Raw genomic sequence first — 21,980 nt, 5'->3', positions numbered from 1 at the left:
GTGACGGGAATGTCGCGAATGCCACCCTGGCGTTTCTGTGAGGGCCCGGCGAGGCCCCGGCGTTGACGCAACTGTTTAGTTGTGCTTCATTGTGTTTGTTTGTGTTTGGTAGGAGGGTGAGGAGCTCCCGTGAAGAAGACGTCGACCCGGCTGGCGGACGGCCGGGAGCTCATCTACTACGACTCGCGCGACGACGTCGTACGCGAGGCGGTCGACCACCGCCCCCTCGACCCCGTGGCCACCGCCTCCCAGATCCGCCACGACCGGCTCCTCGGCGACTCCGTCGCCATCGCCTCGCACCGCCAGGCCCGCACCTACCACCCGCCGGCCGACGAGTGCCCGCTGTGCCCCTCCCGTGACGGCAGGCACTCCGAGATCCCCGCCGCCGACTACGACGTCGCTGTCTTCGAGAACCGCTTCCCGTCCCTCGCCGGCGACAGCGGCCGCTGCGAGGTCGTCTGCTTCACCCCCGACCACGACGCCTCCTTCGCCGACCTCACCGAGGAGCAGGCCGCCCTGGTCCTGGATGCCTGGACCGACCGCACCGCGGAGCTGTCCCAACTCCCGGGCGTGGAACAGGTCTTCTGCTTCGAGAACCGCGGCGCCGAGATCGGCGTCACCCTCGGCCACCCGCACGGGCAGATCTACGCGTACCCCTTCGTCACCCCGCGCACCGCGCGCATGCTCACCTCGCTCGCCGCACACCACGAGGCCACCGGCGGGGGCAACCTCTTCGACGAGGTGGTCGCCGACGAGCTGGCCGACGGCCGCCGCATCGTCCTCGAAGGCGAGCACTGGGTGGCCTTCGTCCCGTACGCCGCCCACTGGCCCTACGAGGTGCACCTCTACCCCAAGCGCCGGGTCCCCGACCTGCTCGCCCTCGACGACGCCGCGCGCACAGAATTCCCACAGATCTATCTGGAAGTCTTGCGGCGCTTCGACCGGATTTTCGGTGGGCGGGACGGTGGGCAGGAAGGGGGCGGGGATCGCGGTCCCCGGGCGGCCGGCGCCGCCCGTACGCCGTACATCGCCGCCTGGCACCAGGCGCCGCTGCACGCCGGGCACCGCGGCGAATTTGCACTTCACCTCGAGCTTTTCACCATTCGCCGCACTTCCGGCAAGCTGAAGTTTCTCGCGGGTTCCGAATCCGGCATGAATGTGTTCATCAATGATGTGCCGCCGGAGGCCGCGGCCGAGCGACTGCGAGAGGTAGCGAGCAAGTGAGCAAGAAGTACCTGGTCACGGGCGGTGCGGGATATGTCGGCAGCGTCGTTGCGGCGCATCTGCTCCAGGCCGGTCACGAGGTGACCGTGCTGGACGACCTGTCCACCGGACACCGCGAGGGCGTCCCTGCCGGTGCCCGCTTCATCGAGGGCCGCATCCAGGACGCCGTGAAGTGGCTCGACCCCTCCTACGACGCGGTGCTGCACTTCGCCGCCTTCTCCCAGGTCGGCGAGTCCGTCGTGGACCCCGAGAAGTACTGGCGCAACAACGTCGGCGGCACCATGGACCTGCTCGCCGCGATGCGCGACGCCGGCGTCCGCACCCTGGTCTTCTCCTCCACCGCCGCCACCTACGGCGAGCCGAAGTCCACCCCGATCACCGAGTCCGCCGAGACCGCGCCCACCAGCCCGTACGGCGCCAGCAAGCTCGCCGTCGACCACATGATCAGCGGTGAGGCCGCGGCCCACGGACTGGCCGCCGTCTCGCTGCGCTACTTCAACGTCGCCGGCGCTTACGGCAGCTGCGGCGAGCGCCACGACCCCGAGTCGCACCTCATCCCGCTCGTCCTCCAGGTCGCCCAGGGCAAGCGCGAGGCGATCTCCGTCTTCGGCGAGGACTACCCCACCCCCGACGGCACCTGCGTCCGCGACTACATCCACGTCGCCGACCTCGCCGAGGCCCACCTCCTCGCCCTCGACGCCGCCACCGCCGGTGAGCACCTGATCTGCAACCTCGGCAACGGCAACGGCTTCTCCGTCCGCGAGGTCATCGAGACCGTCCGCAAGGTCACCGGGCACCCCATCCCCGAGGTCACCGCCCCGCGCCGCGGCGGCGACCCGGCCGTGCTGGTGGCCTCCGCCAAGGCCGCCATCGACCGCCTCGGCTGGCGGCCCAGCCGCGCCGACCTCGCGGAAATCGTCGCCGACGCCTGGCAGTTCGCGCAGCACCTCGACCGGACGAAGGAGTCCTGATGACCGCTCACGGAGCCGCCACCCCGGCCACCGGGCGCCCGCACGGTGCCCAGTACACCGCGGACGAATTCGCCGCGGTGTACGGCGCCGCCCCCACGGGCACCTGGGCGGCGCCCGGCCGGGTCAACCTGATCGGTGAACACACCGATTACAACGACGGTTTCGTGATGCCGCTCGCCCTCCCGCACACCACCCTCGCCGCCGCCTCGGCCCGCACCGACGGGGTGCTGCGGCTGCACTCCGGCGGCGCCGACGGCGGCATCGTCGAACTGCGCATCGACGAGCTGCGGCCGGCTCCCCAAGGAGGCTGGGCCGCTTACCCGGCCGGTGTCGTCTGGGCGATGCGGGAGGCCGGACTGCCCGTCGGCGGCGCGGATCTGCACTACGACAGCACGGTGCCCACCGGCGCCGGACTCTCCTCCTCCGCCGCCCTGGAGATTGTCACCGCGCTCGCCCTCAACGATCTGTATGCGCTGGGCCAGGAGCCGCAGCGGCTGGCCCAGCTCGCCCAGCGGGCCGAGAACGCCTTCGTCGGCGTGCCCTGCGGGATCATGGACCAGACCGCCGCGGCCTGCTGCACCGAGGGCCATGCCCTGTTCCTCGACACCCGCGACCTCACCCGGCGCCAGATCCCGTTCGACCTCGCGGGGGAGGGGCTGCGGCTCCTCGTCGTGGACACCCGGGTGAAGCACGAGCTGGGGGACGGCGCATACGCGGAGCGGCGCGCCGGCTGCGAGCGCGGCGCGCGGGCGCTCGGGGTGCGTGCCCTGCGCGATGTGCCGTACGCGCAACTGCCGGAGGCGCTCGACAAGCTGGCCGACGAGCCCGTCGTCCAGGCCCTCGTCCGGCACATCGTCACCGAGAACCACCGGGTCGAAGAGGTCATCGCCCGGCTCGACGCGGGCCGCACCCGCGCCATCGGCCCGCTGCTGACGGCCGGCCACGCCTCGCTCCGCGACGACTTCAAGATCTCCTGCCGTGAACTCGACCTCGCCGTCGACACCGCCCACGCGGCGGGCGCCCTGGGGGCCCGGATGACCGGCGGCGGCTTCGGCGGCTCGGCGATCGTGCTCGTCGAGGAGGACGGCGCCACGGCCGTCGGCGCGGCGGTCACCGAGGCCTTCGCGGCGGCCGGCCATGCCGCCCCGCGGATCTTCGAGGCGGTCCCGAGCGCGGGGGCACACCGCGTCGAGTAGGGCGCGCCGGGCGGCGCGCGGCCACCGCGGCGGCGCCGAACGGCCCGGGTGAGGGAGCAGTTTCGTCAATCACCTTCCCTTGCCGCAACCCGTCCGTACGCTGGGAGCCTGCACCGGTGGGGGCCGGTGCCGATCAGGGGGCGAGACCGTTCGGGTACGGCGCCCGGGGTGGGGTAGTCATGTCGGCACGGCGGCGGCCGTGCGGCTGAGGCGATCTTCAATCCTGGCGTCGTGCCCGCTATGGTCCGTTCACCGGGACAGGGGGTCTCTGTGCAACGCATCCGGGTTCTGGTGGTCGACGACCACCGCATCTTCGCCGAATCCCTGGCGGCCGCGCTCGCCGCGGAACAGGACGTGGACGTCGCGGCCGCGGGCAGCGCTCCCGCGGCGCTGCGCAATCTGGACCGTGCGGTCACCGACGGCCGCCGGTTCGACGTGCTGCTCGCCGACGCCGACCTCGCCGCGCCGCTGCTCGCGGTGCCCGCGCAGGGGGCGCCCCGCGAGGCCGTGCCGCGCGCCGTCCCGCGGGACGGCATCGCGCTGGTCTCCGGCCTGCGCACCAGCCATCCGTATCTGCGCACGGTCGTCCTCGCCGACCGCGACGATCCGCGCCGCGCGGCGGCCGCGCTGCAAGCCGGTGCCTCCGGCTGGGTGGCCAAGGACTGCTCGCTCTCCCGGCTGCTCGCCGTGATCCGCGGGGTGTTGCGGGACGAGACGCATCTGCCGCCCGCGCTGCTGACCGGTGTGCTGCGGGAGCTGACGGCGGCCCGCAAGCACCGTTCCGAGAGCGAGCGGCTGGTGGAGTCGCTGACCCCGCGCGAGCGCGAGGTGCTGCGCTGCATGGTGGCGGGCCTGGGCCGCAAGGCGGTCGCCGAGCGGCTGTTCCTCTCCCCGCACACGGTCCGTACGCATATGCAGAATGTGCTCGGCAAGCTCGGGGTGCACTCCACCCTCGCGGCGGTCGCGCTGGCCCGCCGGGCCGGGATCGGCCCGGTCGAGCTGGAGGCGGCGGCCGCGGCGGCCTCGGTGCCGGTGCCGTGAGGGGCTGACGGGCCGGAGGGAACGAGAGCCGGGTGACCGACGGCCAGGTGGCCGACGGCCGGGTGACGACCCCGCGGGCCACCCCGCGCCCCACCCGGCCACCCGCGCCGCACCCTGCCCGCGAGCGCGCAAGTGCCCCAAGTGTCCTACGCGCCGGGCTCCGTCAGCACGGCCACACCCAGGGCGCCCAGCGTGACCCGGTCGACGGGCCCGGCCCCGCCCCCGCCCGTCGTGTCCGCCGCCAGCGCATCCCGCATCGGCGCCGGCAGCCCGACCTCGACGGTCTGCGCCCCGTGGTTGAGCAGGAAGACATAGCGCCCGCCGGCGCCCTCGCGGACGGTGGCCTGGACGCCCTCCGGCAGCCCCGGCAGGACGGGCGCCACCCCGGCCGCCGCCCGTACGTCGTCCAGCAGGGCCCGCATCAGCGCGGCATCGAGCCGGGTGCCGACGTACCAGACCGTGCCCCGCCCGTAGGCGTGCCGGGTCACCGCGGGCCGGCCGGCGAGGTCCCCGTCCGTGAAGTGGGCGAGCGCCTCGGCCCCTTCGAGGTCGATGACCTCCGACCACAGATCCGCCCGTCCCGTACGGACGCCGTCGCCGACCGCCACCGACCGCCCCTCGTCCAGCGGCCAGAACTCCTCCACCCGCAGTCCCAGCAGCTCCCGCAGCGGCGCCGGACAGCCGCCGGGGTGCACCCGGTCGTGGGCGTCGACGATCCCGGAGAAGAACGACACCAGCAGCTGCCCGCCGTCGCGGACGTAGGAAGCCAGCCGCTGGGCGTCGTCCGCGGTGAGCAGATACAGATTGGGCGCCACGACGAGCCGGTAGCCGGACAGCTCACGCTGCGGCGGGACCACGTCGCAGGCCACACCCGCCTCGAACAGCGGCCGGTAGTGATCCAGCGCGATACGGGAGTGGTCCAGCGCGGTCGACGGCTTGGAGTCCAGCTCCAGCGCCCACCAGCTGTGCCAGTCCGCCAGCAGCGCCACCTCGGCCCGCGACCGGGTCCCCTCGATGCCCGGCACGGACGCCAACTCGCGCCCCAGAGCGGATACTTCGCGGAAGATGCGGGTGTCGGTCCCGCCGTGCGGCAGCATCGCCGAGTGGAACTTCTCCGCGCCGCCCAGCGACTGCCGCCACTGGAAGTACAGCACCGCGTCCGCGCCCTGGGCGACGGCCTGCCAGCTCCACAGCCGCATCGCGCCGGGCGGCTTGGGGCCGTTGCGGGGCCGCCAGTTGACCGCGCCGGGCGCCTGTTCCAGCAGCATCCAGGGCTGTCCGGAGCGCGCCGAGCGCATCAGGTCGAAGACATAGCCGGCCCGGATGTGGTCGTCCGGCACATGCGGGTCCTGGTAGAAGTCCAGCGCCATCGTGTCCATGTGCGCCGACCAGGCGAAGGCGTCGACGGGCTTGTGCTGCGGCATCAGATTGGTGGTGACCGGAATGTGGGGGGTCACGCGCTCCAGCACCGCCTTTTCGGCCAGGTAGCAGGCGCGCAGGGCCTCGTCACCAAAGCGCAGATAGTCCAGCTGCTGGGCGGGGTTGGGGAAGGTGGGCGCGGTGCGCGGCGGCAGCACCTCGTCGAAGTCGCCGTACGCCTGTGACCAGAAGGCCGTCGACCAGGCGGCGTTGAGCGCGTCGACGCTGCCGTAGCGTGCGCGCAGCCAGCGCCGGAAGTCGTCGGCCGACACCTCGCAGTAGCACTGGCGGGTGTGGCAGCCGTATTCGTTGCCGACGTGCCACAGGGCGAGCGCCGGATGGCCGGCGTAGCGGGTGGCGAGCTGCTCAGCGAGGCGTACGGCGTGGGCGCGGTAGACGGGGCTGGAGGGGCAGTAGTGCTGCCGGCCGCCGGGCCAGCGGCGCCGGCCGTCCGCGTCCTCGGGCAGGATCTCGGGGTGTGCGCGGGAGAGCCACGGCGGGGGCGAGGCCGTCATGGTCGCCAGACAGACGGCGATTCCGGCGCCCGCCAGCCCGTCCATGATGCGGTCGAACCAGCCGAAGTCCCAGGCGTCGGGCCGGGGTTCGACCCTGGCCCAGGAGAAGATCCCGGCGGTGACCATGGTGACCTGGGCCGCCTTCATCAGCTTCAGATCCTCGGCCCACACCTCCTCGGGCCACTGCTCGGGGTTGTAGTCGCCGCCGAAATGGATGCCCATGGATCCCCCTAAGGATCGAAGCCCGGACGGGGCGCAGCGGCCCCGCCGTCAGCAGGGTCGGCTCACGAAGAGTTCTTGTACACGCTCCAGCCGCCGTCGACGACGAGGCTCGCGCCCGTGACGAAGGACGCCTCGGCCGACAGCAGAAAGGCGATGGCGGCGGCGACCTCCTCGGGCCGCCCCAGCCGCCGCGCCGCCGTCTCCGCGGCGCTGGCCTGCCGTTCCTCCTCGCCGATACCGTCCCAGGCCGCCGTCAGAACGGGGCCCGGCAGCACGCTGTTGACCCGTACCTCCGGCCCGTACTCGACGGCCAGCTGGCGGCCCAGGCCGGTCAGCCCGGCCTTGGCCGCGGCGTACGCGGGCCGTCCCGGCAGCCCGATCAGCGCATGCACCGACGAGGTCAGCACCACCGCGCCCGCGCGCGCCCGCAGATCCTCCAGGGCGGCGCGCACGCCGAGGAACGAGGCGGTGAGATTGACCGCGAGCTGACGGTCCCAGTCGGTGAGCGGGGTGCGGTCGGCGGCCGCGGCAGAGGGCAGAAAGGCGTTGCTGACCAGCCCGTCCACCGGACCGTAGCGCTGCCGCGCGGCCTCGACCGCGCGCCGCCAGTCGTCCTCGCCCGCCACATCGCAGTGCTCGTACGAGGCCCGGCCGCCGGCCGCCCGGATGCGTCGCGCGGTGTGTTCGCCGCGTGCGTCGTCGATGTCCAGCAGCAGGACGCCGGCGCCCTCGGCCGCCAGCCGGTCGGCGGTGGCCGCTCCGATCCCGGCGGCGGCCCCGGTCACCAGGACCGTGCGCCCCTCGAACCGCTTGCCGTACGGGCCGTTCGCCGGATGCGATGCGCGCTGCTGGCTCATGGCGCGATCCAAGCCCACAGGACGAGCGGCGGGCAAGGGGACGCGGTAGGAGAGGGGCGCGCGCAGATTCAGGGGGCGCGCGCACTCCGCTTACGCGCCGTCAAATACGGCGCACGCCGTTTCCCCGGCACGCGGTTTTTCGCACCCGTCGCACCCGTCGCATCCGCGGCCGGCAGCGGGCGCCGCGGACGCCCGTTACCCCGGGATGTTGTCGAACGGCCCGGTCAACCGCCGCAGCAGCCCGGCCAGTTCACCGCGCTGCTGACGGGAGAGCTCGGCGAGGATGGCACGCTCCTGGATCAGCAGCCCGGCCAGCGACTGGTCGGCCTTGTCACGGCCCTCGGCCGTCAGCCTGACCAGCACTCCGCGCCGGTCACTGGGGTCGGGCAGCCGCTCGACGAGGTCCTTCTTGGCGAGCCGGTCGATGCGGTTGGTCATCGTCCCCGAGGTCACCAGTGTCTGCGTCAGCAGCGCCCCGGGGGAGAGCTGATAGGGCGCTCCGGCGCGCCGCAGCGCGGTGAGCACATCGAACTCCCAGGGCTCCAGCCCCACCTCGGAAAAGGCGATACGGCGGGCCCGGTCCAGGTGTCTGGCCAGCCTGGAGACCCGGCTGAGCACCTCAAGTGGTTCCACGTCGAGGTCCGGGCGCTCGCGGCGCCATGCTGCGACCAGTCGATCGACCTCGTCCTCCATGACGATCAGTGTAGAGGGTCTGTCGACATGAAGTCTCTTGACGTCGAGATATATTTCCCTGGACTATGGGCATCGTCGGCGGGGGCTCGGTTTCCAGCCGAGACGGCCCGAATCCGACCGTGCCAGCCTTGAGTCAGCCCTGCATCGGCAAAGGGGTTTCGATCATGCATGACGCACCAACCTGGGATCCGCAGCAATACCTCCGCCACTCCGGGCACCGTACCCGCCCCTTCCACGACCTTCTCACCCGGATACCCGGCCTCCCCCGGCCCGGCCGCCCCGCCCGTATCGCCGACCTCGGCTGCGGCCCCGGAAACGTCACCGCCCTGCTCGCCGCACGCTGGCCCGATGCGCACATCACCGGATACGACAACTCCCCGGAGATGCTCAAGGAGGCCGAGAACCACGCCGGTTTCACCCCGGGCGGCGGCCACCTCGACTTCGCCCTCGCCGACGCCGCCGACTGGGCGCCCGAGGAAACCTACGACCTGATCGTCTCCAACGCGGCGCTCCAGTGGGTCCCCAACCACCCGGAATCCTTCGCCCGTTGGATCGAGGCCCTCGCCCCCGGCGGCACGTTCGCCTTCCAGGTCCCCGGCAACTTCACCTCGCCCAGTCACGCCCTCCTCGGCGAGCTGTGCGACGCCCCCCAGTGGCGCGAACGGCTCACCACCCACGGCCGCCGCTTCATCCACATCCTCGAACCGGCCGACTACCTGGAACGCCTCACCGACCTCGGCTGCGCCGCGGACGTATGGGAAACCACCTACGTCCAGCTCCTGGAGGGCGACGACCCGGTCCTCGACTGGGTCAAGGGCACTGCACTGCGCCCCGTGCTGACCGCCCTGGAGAACGACCCGGCCGCCCGCGACGCCTTCCTTGCCGAATACCGCGACGCCCTCCGCCAGGCCTACCCCACGGGCCCCCACGGCACCGTTTTCCCGTTCCGCCGCATCTTCGCCGTCGCCCGGAAACCGGCGGCCGGCTGACACCTGCCGCCCGCCTGCCCGCCGCCGCACTCCGGCCCATCCCCTCCGAGGTGACCCCGCCGTGATCACCGGCCTCGACCACATCCAGCTCGCCGCGCCCCCCGGCACCGAAGACGCCCTGCGCGCCTACTACGCGGACCTCCTGGGCATGACGGAGATCCCGAAGCCGGCGGCGCTCGCGGCCCGTGGCGGATGGGGGTCCCCCCTGCTCAAGCGAAGCCGAGAGCTTGGGGGATGGTTCGAGGCCGGTACGGCCAGGCTGCACCTGGGCATCGAGGCGGACTTCCGCCCCGCGAAGAAAGCCCACCCCGGCATCCGCGTCCACGGCATCGACGCCTTCGCCGCCCGGCTGACCGCCGGGGGCGCCACCGTCACCTGGGACGACCATCTGCCGGGCCACCGGCGCTTCTACTCGGTCGACCCGGCCGGCAACCGGCTGGAATTCCTGGAGCCGCAGGGCTGACCGTCCGGGCCCCGGCCCGCGGAACGGAAACCGTGCCGTCGGCCCCGCGCGATCAGGGCCGTGCACCGGCCCGGTCGCTCAGTTCTTCCGATGCCCTATCAACCGCGGCTTCGCCTCCAGATTGCCCAGCCCGTGCCAGGCCAGGTTCACCAGATGGGCCGCCACTTCGGCCTTCTTCGGCTTACGGGTGTCCACCCACCACTGGCCGGTCAGCGCCACCATGCCGACCAGGGCCTGCGCATACATCGGGGCCAGTTTCGGGTCGAAGCCCCGGGCCTTGAACTCCAGGCCCAGGATGTCCTCGACCTGGGTCGCGATATCGCTGATGAGCGAGGCGAACGTGCCCGTCGACTGGGCCACGGGCGAATCGCGGACCAGGATGCGGAAACCGTCGGTGAAGGTCTCGATGTAGTCGAGCAGCGCGAACGCCGCCTGTTCGAGGAGTTCGCGGGGATGGCCGGCGGTCAGTGCGCCGGTCACCATGTCCAGCAGCTGCCGCATCTCGCGGTCCACGACCACCGCGTAGAGGCCTTCCTTGCCGCCGAAGTGCTCATAGACCACCGGCTTGGAAACGCCGGCCTTCGCGGCGATCTCCTCCACGGAGGTTCCCTCGTAGCCCCGCTCGGCGAAGAGCGTGCGACCGATGTCCAGCAGCTGCTCCCGGCGCTCCGCCCCGGTCATCCGGACCCTGCGGGCCCGCCGCGTGCTCGCGGGGGAGTGCTTGCCCTTGCTGTTGCTCGCGCTGCTGTCGTCGATCGCCACCCGTCAATCATGCCTTCCCCGGCTACCGCCGAGAGGCACCCCCGGCGGCCACCTCCGCGCGCCGGGCATCGATCCGCGACGCATCCGGCCACCGGACGTCATACGCCCAGCCCGCCTTCTCGAACCAGCGGATCAACCGGGCGCTGGAGTCCAGCTGCCCCCTCAGCACGCCGTGCCGGGCACAGGTCGGGTCCGCGTGGTGCAGGTTGTGCCAGGACTCGCCGCAGGACAGGACGGCCAGCCACCACACGTTCCCCGAGCGGTCGCGGGACTTGAAGGGGCGCTTGCCGACCGCATGGCAGATGGAGTTGATCGACCACGTGACGTGATGCAGCAGCGCGACGCGCACCAGGGAGCCCCAGAAGAACGCGGTCAGCGCGCCCTGCCAGGACCATGTCACCAGACCGCCCACCACCGGCGGGATCATCAGCGACACCGTCGTCCACAGGACGAACTGGCGGGAGATCGTACGGATCGCACCGTCCCTGATCAGGTCCGGTGCGTACTTCTGCTGCGAGGTCTGCTCCTCGTCGAACATCCAGCCGATGTGCGCCCACCACAGGCCCTTCATCAGGGCCGGCACCGTCTCGCCGAAGCGCCACGGGGAGTGCGGGTCGCCCTCGGCGTCGGAGAACTTGTGGTGCTTGCGGTGGTCCGCCACCCAACGCACCAGCGGTCCCTCGACGGCCAGCGACCCCATGATCGCGAGGGCGATCCGCAGCGGCCGCTTCGCCTTGAACGCGCCATGCGTGAAGTAGCGGTGGAAGCCGATCGTGATGCCGTGGCAGCCGATGTAGTACATCGCCACCATCAGTCCCAGATCCAGCCAGCTCACCCCCCAGCCCCAGGCCAGCGGGACCGCGGCGACCAGCGCCACGAACGGGACGGTGATGAAGAGCAGGAGCGTGATCTGTTCGACCGACCGGCGCTGCTCGCCGCCCAGCGTCGCGGACGACGCCGGAGCGCCGGCGGCCGGGCCGACGGATGAATCAGCAGGAATCGGGGGATCTTCTACGGCTTCGGGTCGAGCGGTCATGGTGTCCCTCGTCGGGGGGCTCGGGGGCACGGCTACGGCTACGGGACCGTAACCTACGGTCTCGTAAGTATGGCAGTGCCGTCGCCCCGGGCAAGGCCGTGACAGGCGCCACACCTCCCACCTGCGACGCAGATGCCCACCCAGCGGACGGTGTGATCCGCTGACACTGGGCAGACCTATCCTGGGGAACGTCGGACAGCGCGGTCCGCACCCGCCCGCCATCAGACCTGCCCACGCGTCGCCCGCCGCCACCCCTCCCGAGCCGCGGCGCGACGCCCCTGATCGCTGCAAGGAGCCGCACCCGTGAGCCGTGCCGACAACACTCCGGCCGAGATCGCCTCCGTCGAGAGCCCCGACTCCGGCCCGAGCGACAACATCGCCCTGCGCGCCGACATCCGCCGCCTCGGCGACCTCCTCGGCGAAACCCTCGTCCGGCAGGAGGGGCACGAGCTCCTCGACCTCGTCGAGCGGGTCCGCGCCCTGACCCGCTCCGACGGCGAGGCCGCGGCCCGGCTGCTGGGCGACACGGACCTGGCCACGGCCGCCAAGCTGGTGCGCGCCTTCTCCACGTACTTCCACCTCGCGAACGTCACCGAGCAGGTCCACCGCGGCCGTGAGCTGGGCGCCAAGCGCGCCGCCGAGGGCGGCATCCTCGCCCGCACCGCCGACATGCTCAAGGACGCCGACCCCGAGCACCTGCGCGAGACCGCCCGCCACCTCGGTGTCCGCCCCGTCTTCACCGCGCACCCCACCGAGGCCGCCCGGCGCTCCGTCCTCACCAAGCTCCGCAAGGTCGCCGAGCTGCTGGACAGCGCGGACCCCGAGCGCCGCCGCGCCGACCTCCGCCTGGCCGAGAACATCGACCTCATCTGGCAGACGGACGAGCTGCGCGTCGCCCGCCCCGAGCCCACCGACGAGGCCCGCAACGCCATCTACTACCTCGACGAGCTGGGCCGCGGCGCCGTCGGTGACGTCCTGGAGGACCTCGCCGCCGAGCTGGAGCGGGCCGGCACCGAGCTGCCCGCCGGCACCCGCCCGCTCACCTTCGGCACCTGGATCGGCGGCGACCGCGACGGCAACCCCAACGTCACCCCGCAGGTCACCTGGGACGTCCTGCTCCTCCAGCACGAGCACGGCATCACCGACGCCCTGGAGCACATCGACGAGCTGCGCGGTGCCCTGTCCAACTCCATCCGCAACTGCGGCGCCACCGACGAGCTGCTGGAATCCCTCCAGCGCGACCTCGACCTCCTCCCCGAGATCAGCCCCCGCTACAAGCGGCTGAACAGCGAGGAGCCCTACCGGCTCAAGGCGACCTGCATCCGGCAGAAGCTCGTCAACACCCGCGAGCGCCTCGCCGGCGACACCCCCCACGTCCCCGGCCGCGACTACCTCGGCACCACCGAACTCCTCGACGACCTGGCCCTCATCCAGACCTCGCTGCGCGAGCACCGCGGCGGCCTGGTCGCCGACGGCCGCCTGGAGCGCACCCTGCGCACCATCGCCGCCTTCGGCCTCCAGCTCGCCACCATGGACATCCGCGAGCACGCCGACGCCCACCACCACGCGCTCGGCCAGCTCTTCGACCGTCTCGGCGAAGAATCCTGGCGTTATGTGGACATGCCGCGCGACTACCGCCGCAAGCTCCTCGCCAAGGAACTGCGCTCCCGCCGCCCGCTGGCACCCACCCCCGCCCCCCTCGACGAGGCCGGCGCCAAGACCCTCGGCGTCTTCCGCACCATCCTCAAGGCCAAGGAGACCTTCGGCCCCGAGGTCATCGAGTCCTACATCATCTCCATGTGCGCCGGCTCCGACGACGTCTTCGCCGCCGCCGTCCTCGCCCGCGAGGCCGGACTGATCGACCTGCACGCCGGCTGGGCCAAGGTCGGCATCGTGCCGCTGCTGGAGACCACCGACGAGCTGAAGATCGCCGACCAGCTCCTCGACGAGATGCTCTCCGACCCCTCCTACCGGCGCCTGGTCGCCCTGCGCGACGACGTCCAGGAGGTCATGCTCGGCTACTCCGACTCCTCCAAGTTCGGCGGCATCACCACCTCCCAGTGGGAGATCCACCGCGCCCAGCGCCTGCTGCGCGACGTCGCCCACCGCCACGGCGTACGGCTGCGCCTCTTCCACGGCCGCGGCGGCACCGTCGGCCGCGGCGGCGGCCCCTCCCACGACGCGATCCTCGCCCAGCCCTACGGGACCCTCGAAGGCGAGATCAAGGTCACCGAACAGGGCGAGGTCATCTCCGACAAGTACCTGGTGCCGTCGCTGGCGCGGGAGAACCTGGAACTGACGGTCGCCGCCACCCTCCAGGCCTCCGCCCTGCACACCGAGCCCCGGCAGTCCGACGAGGCCCTGGCCCGCTGGGACGCCGCCATGGAAACCGTCTCCGAGGCGGCCCACGGCTCCTACCGGCGCCTGGTCGAGGACCCCGACCTGCCCGCGTACTTCTTCGCCTCCACCCCCGTCGACCAGCTCGCCGAACTCCACCTGGGCTCGCGCCCCTCGCGCCGCCCCGACTCCGGAGCCGGCCTCGACGGACTGCGGGCCATCCCCTGGGTCTTCGGCTGGACCCAGTCCCGCCAGATCGTCCCCGGCTGGTACGGCGTCGGCACCGGCCTCAAGGCCGCCCGCGAAGCCGGACTCGACAGCGTCCTGGACGAAATGCACGAGCACTGGCACTTCTTCCGCAACTTCCTGTCCAACGTCACCATGACGCTGGCCAAGACCGACCTGCGAATCGCCCAGCACTACGTCGACACCCTCGTGCCCGACGAGCTCAAGCACGTCTTCGACGTCATCAAGGCCGAACACGAACTCACCGTCGCCGAGGTCCTGCGCGTCACCGGGGAGAAGGAACTCCTCGAATCCAACCCGGTCCTGCGCCAGACCTTCCACATCCGCGACGCCTACCTCGACCCGATCTCCTACCTCCAGGTCTCGCTGCTGGACCGCCAGCGCGGCGCCGCCGAGCGCGGCGAGGAGGCCGACCCCGTCCTCGCCCGAGCCCTGCTGCTCACCGTCAACGGCGTCGCCGCCGGACTGCGCAACACCGGCTGACGCCACCCCCGCACACGACGGCGGCCCGTCCTCCCCGGTGGGAGGACGGGCCGCCGTCGTACGTGCCCTACAGCGCGGCGAACGCCGCGCCCAACAACACCGCCCCCAACAACCCCATCACCCACGCCGTACGCCGCAGCCGCATCCCCCCGGCCACCACCAGCGCCGCCAGCAGCAACGACCCCGCGAACGGCACCCACGCATGCAATATCCCGGCCGACCCGGTCCGCACCGCCTGCGTCGTCCCCGGCTTGACCGTCACCTCGACCCGCTCGCCCTTGTCCGGCGCCGCCGCCTGCACGATCGTCACCCTCGCCCGCCGCCGGCCATCGCCCCCCGTCGGCACATACGAGCCGGTGCACCGCTCGCTCTCACACGCCGACACCGTCATCATTCCGCGCTCCCGCGCCTTGACGAGCATCGCGTACTGCGCCGTGTGCCACGACGTCCACACCCCCGCCACCAGCAGGAGCAACGCCAGCAGACCCATCAACCCCGTCCTGGCAAGAAGCAACGCCCCATAGGCGCTCTCACCGACCCGACGGGTACGGCTGCGTCTGACCGAACTGGTGCGCGTACTGCTTCTGGGCATGGCGGCGATCCTTGGCCATAACCCGCACCCGGTCAACCTCGGACAACGGTTCGTCAGAGCCTGACCCGCACTGTCCCATTCAGGTGTTGTACGTACTCTGCGCCCGTTCCAAACCGTCCACGATCAACGTCTCCACCGCATCCGCGGCACGGTCCACGAAGTAATCCAGCTCGCGCCGCTCGGCAGAGGAAAAGTCCTTCAGCACAAAATCCGCCACCTGCATACGACCCGGCGGACGCCCGATCCCGAACCGCACCCGGTGATACTCCGCACCCAGCGACTTCGTGATCGACTTCAAACCGTTATGGCCGTTGTCACCGCCGCCCAGCTTCAGCCGCAACGCACCGTAGTCGATATCCAACTCATCATGAATCGCAATGATGTTGCCGACCGGCACCTTGTAGAAATCCCGCAACGCCGTCGTCGGCCCACCCGACAGATTCATGAAGGACAACGGCTTCGCGACCACGACACGACGACTCGACAAACCCGGCGCACCACAACGCCCCTCCACCACCTGCGCCCGCGCCTTGTGCGCCTTGAAACGGCCCCCCATCCGCTCCGCCAGCAAATCCGCCACCATGAAGCCCACATTGTGGCGATTACGCGCATACTCCGGGCCCGGATTACCCAGCCCCATCACCAGCCACGGATCAGCGTCCGCCATCTCAGCCACTCCCACATCCGCCGGCACACCCCGCCGGCCCCGACCGCAACTGCCCATGAAACAGCCCAACCGCCACCCCGCACCCGAACGGCGCGCGGCAGCGGCTGGACCACTCGCTGAGAACCTGCCTCAGCGCAAAACGAATCAGGCCTCGGAGCCCTCGGCACCCTCGCCCTCGGCGGCCTCCTCGGCCGGCGCCTCGGCCTGCGCCGCGACGACCTGGAGCACGACCGCGTCGTCCTCCACGCCCAGCGACGAACCCTTCGGCAGGGCAATGTCCTTGGCCAGCACCGAAGCGCCCGCCTCCAGGCCCTCGACGGACACCGTGACCGACTCCGGAATGTGGGTCGCCTCGGCCTCGATCGGCAGCGCGTTCAGGACGTGCTCCAGGATGTGCTGGCCCGGGGCCAGGTCACCCTCGACGTGGATCGGCACCTCGACGGAGACCTTCTCGCCCTTCTTCACGGCCAGGAAGTCCACGTGCACCAGGAACTGGCGGATCGCCTCACGCTGCACGGCCTTCGGGATGACCAGCTCGTTCTTGCCGTCGAACTCCAGGCGGATCAGCGCGTTCGGCGTCTTCAGGGCCATCATCAGCGCGTGGTTGTGGATCGCCACGTGCTGCGGCTCCTCGCCGTGACCGTAAATAACCGCGGGGACCAGGTCGGCGCGGCGCGCACGGCGCGCGGCACCCTTACCGAAGTCGGTACGAACCTCAGCGGTGAGCTTGACCTCAGCCATGACAGCACTCCTCGTATCGCAGAAAAACCTCTGGTGGGCGTCACCCGGCCCACGACAGACCTGCTACGAAGAGCGCGTCGATAACGGACAGCCACCACAAAAGGGCGGCCTCCCTCGCCGAGCAACTCGATGAGTCTACCCGGCCGGAAGGCCGCCCCAAAGTCGATCAGCGCCGGACTACGTCACAGACCGGCCCGCCGCCGTCAGCTCACTGCTCCTCGAAGAGGCTCGTCACCGAACCGTCCTCGAACACCTCACGCAGCGCACGGGCGATCGTCGGCGCCATCGACAGCACCGTGATCTTGTCCAGCTCCAGCTCCGAAGGCGTCGGCAGCGTATTCGTGAACACGAACTCGCTCACCTTCGAATTCTTCAGCCGGTCCGCCGCCGGACCCGACAGCACACCGTGCGTCGCCGTCACGATCACATCCGACGCACCATTCGCGAACAGCGCATCCGCCGCCGCACAGATCGTGCCACCGGTGTCGATCATGTCGTCGACCAGGACACACACCCGGTCCTTCACATCACCGACGACCTCGTGCACGGTGACCTGATTCGCCACGTCCTTGTCACGCCGCTTGTGCACGATCGCCAGCGGCGCACCCAGACGGTCACACCAACGGTCCGCGACCCGCACCCGGCCCGCGTCCGGCGACACCACCGTCAGCTTGTCGCGGTCCACCTTTGCGCCCACGTAGTCCGCAAGGACCGGAAGCGCAAACAGATGATCCACAGGACCGTCGAAGAAGCCCATGATCTGATCCGTGTGCAGATCCACGGTCACCACACGGTCCGCACCCGCGGTCTTCATCAAATCCGCGATCAGCCGCGCCGAAATCGGCTCACGGCCACGGTGCTTCTTGTCCTGCCGCGCATAACCGTAGAACGGCACGACCACCGTGATGCTCCGCGCCGAAGCACGCTTCAGCGCATCGATCATGATGAGCTGTTCCATGATCCACTTATTGATCGGAGCCGTGTGGCTCTGAATCAAAAAGCAATCCGCGCCACGCGCCGACTCCTGATAACGGACATAGATCTCACCGTTGGCGAAGTCGAAAGCCTTCGTCGGGACCAGGCCCACACCCAGCTGATGCGCGACCTCCTCCGCCAGCTCGGGGTGGGCGCGGCCGGAGAAGAGCATGAGCTTCTTCTCGCCGGTCGTCTTGATCCCGGTCACAGCAAATCTCCTCGAATCACAGTTTGCGTGCGTTCATCACGGTACGCCCCGCACGGCGCACCCCTTGCACGATCACCGCTCGTCCTCGGAATCCTGACGAGCAGCCGAAGCCGCCTGCGCGGCGGCGCTTCCGGGCCGCTTACGCGCGACCCAACCCTCGATATTCCGCTGCTGGCCACGCGCGACCGCCAGCGAACCCGGGGGCACATCCTTGGTGATGACCGAGCCGGCCGCCGTATAAGCGCCGTCCCCGACCGTGACCGGAGCCACAAACATGTTGTCCGACCCCGTCTTGCAATGCGACCCGACCGTCGTGTGGTGTTTGGCCTCACCGTCGTAGTTCACAAATACACTCGCCGCACCGATATTGGAGAACTCACCGATCGTGGCATCGCCCACATAGGACAGATGCGGCACCTTCGTGCCTTCACCGATCGACGCGTTCTTCATCTCCACGTACGTACCGGCCTTCGCCTTCGGACCCAGATCCGTCCCCGGCCGCAGATACGCATAAGGACCGACACTCGCACCCTCACCGATACGCGCACCCTCGGCCACCGTGAACGACGCCACCGCACCCGCACCCACCGACGTATCCGTCAGCCGCGACTGCGGACCCACCTCGGCACCCGTCGCGATATGCGTGGCACCGAGCAGCTGCGTACCCGGGTGGACCGTCGCATCCGGCTCGAACGTCACCGACACGTCCACCCACGTCGACGCCGGATCCACCACCGTCACACCGGCCAGCATCGCCCGCTCCACCAGCCGGTCGTTCAGCAGCCGGCGCGCCTGCGCCAGCTGCACACGGTTGTTGATCCCCAGAATCTCCCGGTGATCGGCCGACACCGCCGCACCGACCCGGTGCCCGGCCTCCCGCACGATCCCCAGCACATCGGTGAGGTACTCCTCACCCTGGCTGTTGTCCGTACGCACCTTGCCGAGCGCATCCACGAGCAGCCGCGCGTCGAAGGCGAAGACCCCCGAGTTGATCTCACGGATCGCGCGCTGGCCGGCCGTCGCGTCCTTGTGCTCGACGATCGCGGTCACCGCGCCGGTGCCCGCCTCGCGCACGATGCGCCCGTAGCCGGTGGAGTCGGGGACCTCGGCGGACAGGACGGTCACGGCATTGCCGTCCGCCGCATGCGTGTCACTGAGCAGCCGGAGGGTCTCGCCGGTCAGCAGCGGGGTGTCACCGCAGACGACGATCACGGTGCCGTCGAGGGCGACACCGCTGTTGCTCAGCTCGTCCAGGGCCGTACGGACCGCGTGGCCGGTGCCCTTCTGCTCGTGCTGCACCGCGGTGTGCGCGGCGGGGTCGATCTCGGAGAGATGCGCCTGCACCTGCTCACGGGCATGGCCGACGACCACGACGAGATGCTCGGGATCCAGCTCTCGGGAGGCGGCGACGACATGTCCGACGAGGGAGCGGCCACAGAGGGCGTGCAGGACCTTCGGGGTCGCCGACTTCATGCGGGTGCCCTCACCCGCTGCGAGAACGACGACGGCTGCCGGGCGGTTGGCGCTCACGGGGATGCCCTTCGGCTTCTTGGCTACTTCGGGTGGTGGTCACCCGAAGGATACCGGTGCGTATAGCAGCCGAAACGCGGGCGGGTCCTGACTTGGTAGTCAGGACCCGAAATTTGCCCGTGGGATGTGAGCTCCCCTGCCAGGACTCGAACCTGGAACAAATCATCCAAAGTGACCCGTGTTGCCCATTACACCACAGGGGAGTGTATAAGCTTCCAAACCGGACATTCCGTCAGGCTGGCCGCTCGGCACCCAACACTATGCCGTACCACCAGCCCTCGATGCGACGGTATAGGTCAGCGCTTTGCAGGACTCGGATCACCAGGCAGCCGTGGTAGGCGTCTCCGGCGTTCTTGCGGACGGTCTTGGGGTTGTGTTTTTTGATGGTGGTCTTGTGGAGTGCGGTCACGTGCACGCCGACAAGATCGGCCCAGTACTGCTCGGCGGCTGCCACGTCGGCGGTGCGGTGGATCATTACTCGGTAGCCGACTCGTTCCGGTTCCACGTCGAGCAGGTTCAACCAGGCCAGGTAGAGCCGGATCACATTTGGGTCGCTGTTGACGAAGGTGACGCCCTCCCGTCGGGCGTACGGCTTGTCCTTTGTGCCTTCCGCCCAGTAGAGGGCCACGCCGGCGATGAACAGATCGCGGTCCGAGAGGGCGCCGATTTCTCGTGTGGCATCGGCCTTGGTTTGTTGGCGGGCTTCGTCGCGCCGCTTGAGGGTCGCCTCCCAGCCTCGCCGGGCGATGGCCGAAGCCTCTTCCGGGGTTCGGGGCGGCGGCTTCGGCAGGTCCCGTACCCACAATGAGATCGAGCTCTTCGAGCAGCCCAGCTCGACCTGGATCTCGTCGTAGGTCCTGCCCTCCTTCCGCAGCGCGCGGGCCCGTTCGCGCAGGTCGTCCTTGGCGTTCGGGCGGCGGGTCCAGTCGGGGGCGGGGATGCCTTCGAGGAGGCGGTTGAGGATGTCGTTGTTGTGGACGTGGAGGCGGTCGCGGATCTGGCGGCGGCTGAGGCCGGCGCGGCGCAGGGCGACGGCCTGGGGGCGTAACGCCTCGTAGTCGGGGTGATTCCGATGGGTGTTCGGCATGGGAACAGGGTGCCGCGCCCAGGTGTGCCGAAGAGGCGAAAATGTGGGCGATTCAACAGTTCGAGGGATAACCGGCGGTAAGGGCTGGTAATGGGCCTGATCCGTGACCGGTATTGGGTCGGGGAATCGGGGGCGGGCGCCCGTAGGCTGGGCGGTATGACCGCGACGGGGGCAAGTGAAGGTGTGGGCGCGCGGGGTGCGCCGGTGAGTAACGGGCCGTGGTGGTGGGCCCGGCGGCGGAGCGCCGTGCTGGATGTGTTTCTGGCGGTCGCTTCCGCGTTGGAATGTGTCGTGGAGGGCGCGAATTTCGCGCATGAGGCGCAGGTGCCCGAGCTGCTGGGGATGCTGCTCGGCCTGCTCGCGGGGCCGGTGTTGTTGGTGCGCCGGCGGTGGCCTGTGGTGGTGGTGCTGGTCTCGATCGCGGTGATGCCTGCGGAGATGGGCGGGCTGCTGAGTGTGGTGGGGCTGTACACGCTCGCCGCGTCGGATGTGCCGCGCCGGATCACGGGTTTGCTGGCGGGCATGACGGTCGTGGGGACGTTGGTGACGACCTTCCTCACGCTGCGGGAGGACGTCGCGACACAGCAGGATTTCCATCCGCCGATGTGGTTCGTGCCGCTGATGGCGCTGGCGGTGGGCCTGGTGCTGACGGCGCCGCCGGTGTTGTGGGGTCTGTACATCGCGGCCCGGCGGCGGCTGGTGGAGAGCCTGCGGGAGCGGGCGGACGGTCTGGAGCGCGAGCTGTCGTTGCTGGCGGACCGGGCCGAGGAGCGGGCCGAGTGGGCCCGTAATGAGGAGCGGACCCGGATCGCTCGGGAGATGCACGATGTGGTCGCGCACCGGGTGAGTCTGATGGTGGTGCATGCGGCCGCGCTTCAGGCGGTGGCGTTGAAGGATCCGGAGAAGGCGTCGAAGAACGCGGGGCTGGTCGGCGACATGGGGCGCCAGGCGCTGACGGAGCTGCGGGAGATGCTGGGGGTGTTGCGTACGGCCGACGGGGCGTCGGGGCGTGGCACCGCGGCGTCGGGCGCGCCGGAGCGGCTGGCGGCGGTGGCGTCCCGGGCGGGGGCGCAGGCGACGGTGCAGGCGCGGATTCCGGAGCCGTCGGCGGAGGGGGCTTCGGCCGCGTCTTCGTCGGCCGGATCTTCCGTTGCCGGGGCGGAGTCGTCGGTGCCGGGTGCGGGGGACGCGGATGCCGAGGGGCCGTGTCTGACGGAGCTGGCGGATCTGGTGGGGCAGTCCCGGGCGGCCGGGATGGTCGTCGAGCTGATGGTGGACGAGTCCGCCGAGGGGGAGGCGGCGGCTGTTGACGGGCGGCGGTATGCGGCGCGGGTGGAGCGGACCGTGTATCGCGTGGTCCAGGAAGCGCTCACGAATGTGCACAAGCATGCGCCGGGCGCGCGGGCGCGGGTGCGGCTGGCGCACCGGGACGGCGAGCTCGCCGTCCAGGTGGAGAACGGGCCCTGCGAGGGTGGCGCGGCCGATGCGGGTCTGCCGAGCGGCGGCAACGGCCTGGTGGGGATGCGGGAGCGGGTGACGGCGCTGGGCGGTGTGTTCGTCTCGGGTCCGACGGAGGCGGGTGGCTTCCGCGTCTCTGCGGTCTTGCCTCTTGGGGCTGTTTCCCACGTTGCCGGGTGAGCCGCCGTTTTTCTTGCTGTTGTTCTTTTCCCGCCTTCGGCGGGGGCGGGGTTGGTTGTGTGGGGTGGGGCCCCGGTGGCGTCTGTGG

At 70.6% G+C, this 21,980-nt stretch carries 19 protein-coding genes and 1 tRNA gene; 8 read left to right on the top strand and 12 right to left on the bottom strand.

Going from position 1 to position 21,980, the window contains the following annotated elements; genetic code table 11:
- The first annotated feature begins 129 nt into the window (after nucleotides 1–129).
- The 4 genes from galT to M8I34_RS28620 all read left to right on the top strand — a co-directional run bounded on the left by galT (nucleotide 130) and on the right by M8I34_RS28620 (nucleotide 4,432).
- Nucleotides 130–1,224, top strand: a complete 1,095-nt coding sequence (galT, locus tag M8I34_RS28635; RefSeq protein ID WP_250054092.1) for a galactose-1-phosphate uridylyltransferase — start codon at nucleotides 130–132, stop codon at nucleotides 1,222–1,224.
- Complete coding sequence (gene galE, locus M8I34_RS28630) at nucleotides 1,221–2,195, top strand: UDP-glucose 4-epimerase GalE (RefSeq protein ID WP_250054090.1); 975 nt, start codon at nucleotides 1,221–1,223, stop codon at nucleotides 2,193–2,195. Before galT ends, galE begins: the two co-directional genes overlap by 4 nt.
- Nucleotides 2,195–3,391 (top strand): galactokinase, encoded by a 1,197-nt coding sequence (galK, locus tag M8I34_RS28625; protein ID WP_250054088.1) that lies wholly within the window; start codon nucleotides 2,195–2,197, stop codon nucleotides 3,389–3,391. Before galE ends, galK begins: the two co-directional genes overlap by 1 nt.
- Nucleotides 3,392–3,661: 270 nt before the next feature.
- Nucleotides 3,662–4,432: a response regulator transcription factor gene (locus M8I34_RS28620; protein ID WP_250054086.1), complete on the top strand. Its 771-nt coding sequence runs from the start codon at nucleotides 3,662–3,664 to the stop codon at nucleotides 4,430–4,432.
- A 146-nt stretch (nucleotides 4,433–4,578) separates the two neighbouring features.
- Here the strand turns inward: M8I34_RS28620 and M8I34_RS28615 are convergent, their stop codons facing one another.
- From M8I34_RS28615 to M8I34_RS28605, 3 genes are all read right to left on the bottom strand, one after another.
- Nucleotides 4,579–6,588 (bottom strand): beta-galactosidase, encoded by a 2,010-nt coding sequence (locus M8I34_RS28615; RefSeq protein ID WP_250054084.1) that lies wholly within the window; start codon nucleotides 6,586–6,588, stop codon nucleotides 4,579–4,581.
- A 62-nt stretch (nucleotides 6,589–6,650) separates the two neighbouring features.
- Nucleotides 6,651–7,445 (bottom strand): SDR family NAD(P)-dependent oxidoreductase, encoded by a 795-nt coding sequence (locus M8I34_RS28610; protein WP_250054082.1) that lies wholly within the window; start codon nucleotides 7,443–7,445, stop codon nucleotides 6,651–6,653.
- A gap of 195 nt (nucleotides 7,446–7,640) precedes the next feature.
- Nucleotides 7,641–8,138 (bottom strand): MarR family winged helix-turn-helix transcriptional regulator, encoded by a 498-nt coding sequence (locus M8I34_RS28605; protein WP_030082551.1) that lies wholly within the window; start codon nucleotides 8,136–8,138, stop codon nucleotides 7,641–7,643.
- Nucleotides 8,139–8,302: 164 nt separating this feature from the next.
- Here M8I34_RS28605 and M8I34_RS28600 point away from each other — a divergent pair, with 164 nt between their 5' ends.
- Together M8I34_RS28600 and M8I34_RS28595 are read left to right on the top strand one after the other, a co-directional pair.
- Nucleotides 8,303–9,127 (top strand): trans-aconitate 2-methyltransferase, encoded by an 825-nt coding sequence (locus M8I34_RS28600; protein WP_250054080.1) that lies wholly within the window; start codon nucleotides 8,303–8,305, stop codon nucleotides 9,125–9,127.
- Between the two features lie 61 nt (nucleotides 9,128–9,188).
- A complete protein-coding gene (locus M8I34_RS28595; protein WP_250054078.1) occupies nucleotides 9,189–9,590 on the top strand; it encodes a VOC family protein in 402 nt (133 codons plus the stop codon).
- Nucleotides 9,591–9,668: 78 nt separating this feature from the next.
- Here the strand turns inward: M8I34_RS28595 and M8I34_RS28590 are convergent, their stop codons facing one another.
- Together M8I34_RS28590 and M8I34_RS28585 are read right to left on the bottom strand one after the other, a co-directional pair.
- Nucleotides 9,669–10,352 carry a TetR family transcriptional regulator gene (locus M8I34_RS28590; RefSeq protein ID WP_250054076.1) on the bottom strand — a complete coding sequence of 228 codons (684 nt, stop codon included), beginning with the start codon at nucleotides 10,350–10,352 and terminating at the stop codon, nucleotides 9,669–9,671.
- 22 nt (nucleotides 10,353–10,374) lie between these two features.
- Nucleotides 10,375–11,388, bottom strand: a complete 1,014-nt coding sequence (locus M8I34_RS28585; RefSeq protein WP_250054074.1) for a fatty acid desaturase — start codon at nucleotides 11,386–11,388, stop codon at nucleotides 10,375–10,377.
- A gap of 333 nt (nucleotides 11,389–11,721) precedes the next feature.
- Between M8I34_RS28585 and ppc the strand changes: the two genes are divergently transcribed.
- On the top strand, nucleotides 11,722–14,454 hold the full coding sequence (ppc, locus tag M8I34_RS28580) for a phosphoenolpyruvate carboxylase (protein ID WP_250054213.1): 2,733 nt from the start codon (nucleotides 11,722–11,724) through the stop codon (nucleotides 14,452–14,454).
- A 67-nt stretch (nucleotides 14,455–14,521) separates the two neighbouring features.
- On the opposite strand, the gene M8I34_RS28575 is transcribed toward ppc, so the two are convergent.
- The 7 genes from M8I34_RS28575 to M8I34_RS28545 all read right to left on the bottom strand — a co-directional run bounded on the left by M8I34_RS28575 (nucleotide 14,522) and on the right by M8I34_RS28545 (nucleotide 20,254).
- Complete coding sequence (locus tag M8I34_RS28575) at nucleotides 14,522–15,046, bottom strand: hypothetical protein (RefSeq protein WP_250054067.1); 525 nt, start codon at nucleotides 15,044–15,046, stop codon at nucleotides 14,522–14,524.
- 79 nt (nucleotides 15,047–15,125) lie between these two features.
- A complete protein-coding gene (gene pth, locus M8I34_RS28570) occupies nucleotides 15,126–15,713 on the bottom strand; it encodes an aminoacyl-tRNA hydrolase (protein WP_250054065.1) in 588 nt (195 codons plus the stop codon).
- Between the two features lie 144 nt (nucleotides 15,714–15,857).
- Entirely contained in the window at nucleotides 15,858–16,454 is a 597-nt protein-coding gene (locus tag M8I34_RS28565) for a 50S ribosomal protein L25/general stress protein Ctc (protein WP_250054063.1), read from the bottom strand.
- Nucleotides 16,455–16,662: 208 nt separating this feature from the next.
- The gene (locus M8I34_RS28560) at nucleotides 16,663–17,637 is read right to left on the bottom strand and encodes a ribose-phosphate diphosphokinase (protein ID WP_006605140.1); all 975 of its coding nucleotides are present in this window, start codon (nucleotides 17,635–17,637) and stop codon (nucleotides 16,663–16,665) included.
- A gap of 72 nt (nucleotides 17,638–17,709) precedes the next feature.
- On the bottom strand, nucleotides 17,710–19,167 hold the full coding sequence (glmU, locus tag M8I34_RS28555; protein ID WP_250054061.1) for a bifunctional UDP-N-acetylglucosamine diphosphorylase/glucosamine-1-phosphate N-acetyltransferase GlmU: 1,458 nt from the start codon (nucleotides 19,165–19,167) through the stop codon (nucleotides 17,710–17,712).
- Between the two features lie 131 nt (nucleotides 19,168–19,298).
- Nucleotides 19,299–19,370: transfer RNA gene (locus tag M8I34_RS28550), tRNA-Gln, on the bottom strand.
- A 29-nt stretch (nucleotides 19,371–19,399) separates the two neighbouring features.
- Nucleotides 19,400–20,254: a hypothetical protein gene (locus tag M8I34_RS28545; RefSeq protein WP_250054058.1), complete on the bottom strand. Its 855-nt coding sequence runs from the start codon at nucleotides 20,252–20,254 to the stop codon at nucleotides 19,400–19,402.
- Nucleotides 20,255–20,410: 156 nt separating this feature from the next.
- Between M8I34_RS28545 and M8I34_RS28540 the strand changes: the two genes are divergently transcribed.
- On the top strand, nucleotides 20,411–21,892 hold the full coding sequence (locus M8I34_RS28540) for a sensor histidine kinase (protein WP_250054056.1): 1,482 nt from the start codon (nucleotides 20,411–20,413) through the stop codon (nucleotides 21,890–21,892).
- Nucleotides 21,893–21,980 lie beyond the last annotated feature (88 nt).

Source organism: Streptomyces sp. MCA2 (assembly GCF_023544705.1).
Lineage (GTDB): Bacteria > Actinomycetota > Actinomycetes > Streptomycetales > Streptomycetaceae > Streptomyces > Streptomyces decoyicus.
Note: the sequence above shows the minus strand (reverse complement) of the source record. Positions and strands in the feature narration are given on the sequence as shown.

Excerpts from the sequence above, each read along its gene's own strand:
- galK (WP_250054088.1), top strand. The coding sequence starts at position 2,195 with ATGACCGCTCACGGAGCCGCCACCCCGGCCACCGGGCGCCCGCACGGT.
- M8I34_RS28610 (WP_250054082.1), bottom strand. The coding sequence starts at position 7,445 with ATGAGCCAGCAGCGCGCATCGCATCCGGCGAACGGCCCGTACGGCAAG.
- M8I34_RS28575 (WP_250054067.1), bottom strand. The coding sequence starts at position 15,046 with ATGCCCAGAAGCAGTACGCGCACCAGTTCGGTCAGACGCAGCCGTACC.
- M8I34_RS28600 (WP_250054080.1), top strand. The coding sequence starts at position 8,303 with ATGCATGACGCACCAACCTGGGATCCGCAGCAATACCTCCGCCACTCC.
- M8I34_RS28545 (WP_250054058.1), bottom strand. The coding sequence starts at position 20,254 with ATGCCGAACACCCATCGGAATCACCCCGACTACGAGGCGTTACGCCCC.
- M8I34_RS28615 (WP_250054084.1), bottom strand. The coding sequence starts at position 6,588 with ATGGGCATCCATTTCGGCGGCGACTACAACCCCGAGCAGTGGCCCGAG.
- M8I34_RS28540 (WP_250054056.1), top strand. The coding sequence starts at position 20,411 with ATGACCGCGACGGGGGCAAGTGAAGGTGTGGGCGCGCGGGGTGCGCCG.
- M8I34_RS28565 (WP_250054063.1), bottom strand. The coding sequence starts at position 16,454 with ATGGCTGAGGTCAAGCTCACCGCTGAGGTTCGTACCGACTTCGGTAAG.
- M8I34_RS28585 (WP_250054074.1), bottom strand. The coding sequence starts at position 11,388 with ATGACCGCTCGACCCGAAGCCGTAGAAGATCCCCCGATTCCTGCTGAT.
- M8I34_RS28605 (WP_030082551.1), bottom strand. The coding sequence starts at position 8,138 with ATGGAGGACGAGGTCGATCGACTGGTCGCAGCATGGCGCCGCGAGCGC.
- pth (WP_250054065.1), bottom strand. The coding sequence starts at position 15,713 with ATGGCGGACGCTGATCCGTGGCTGGTGATGGGGCTGGGTAATCCGGGC.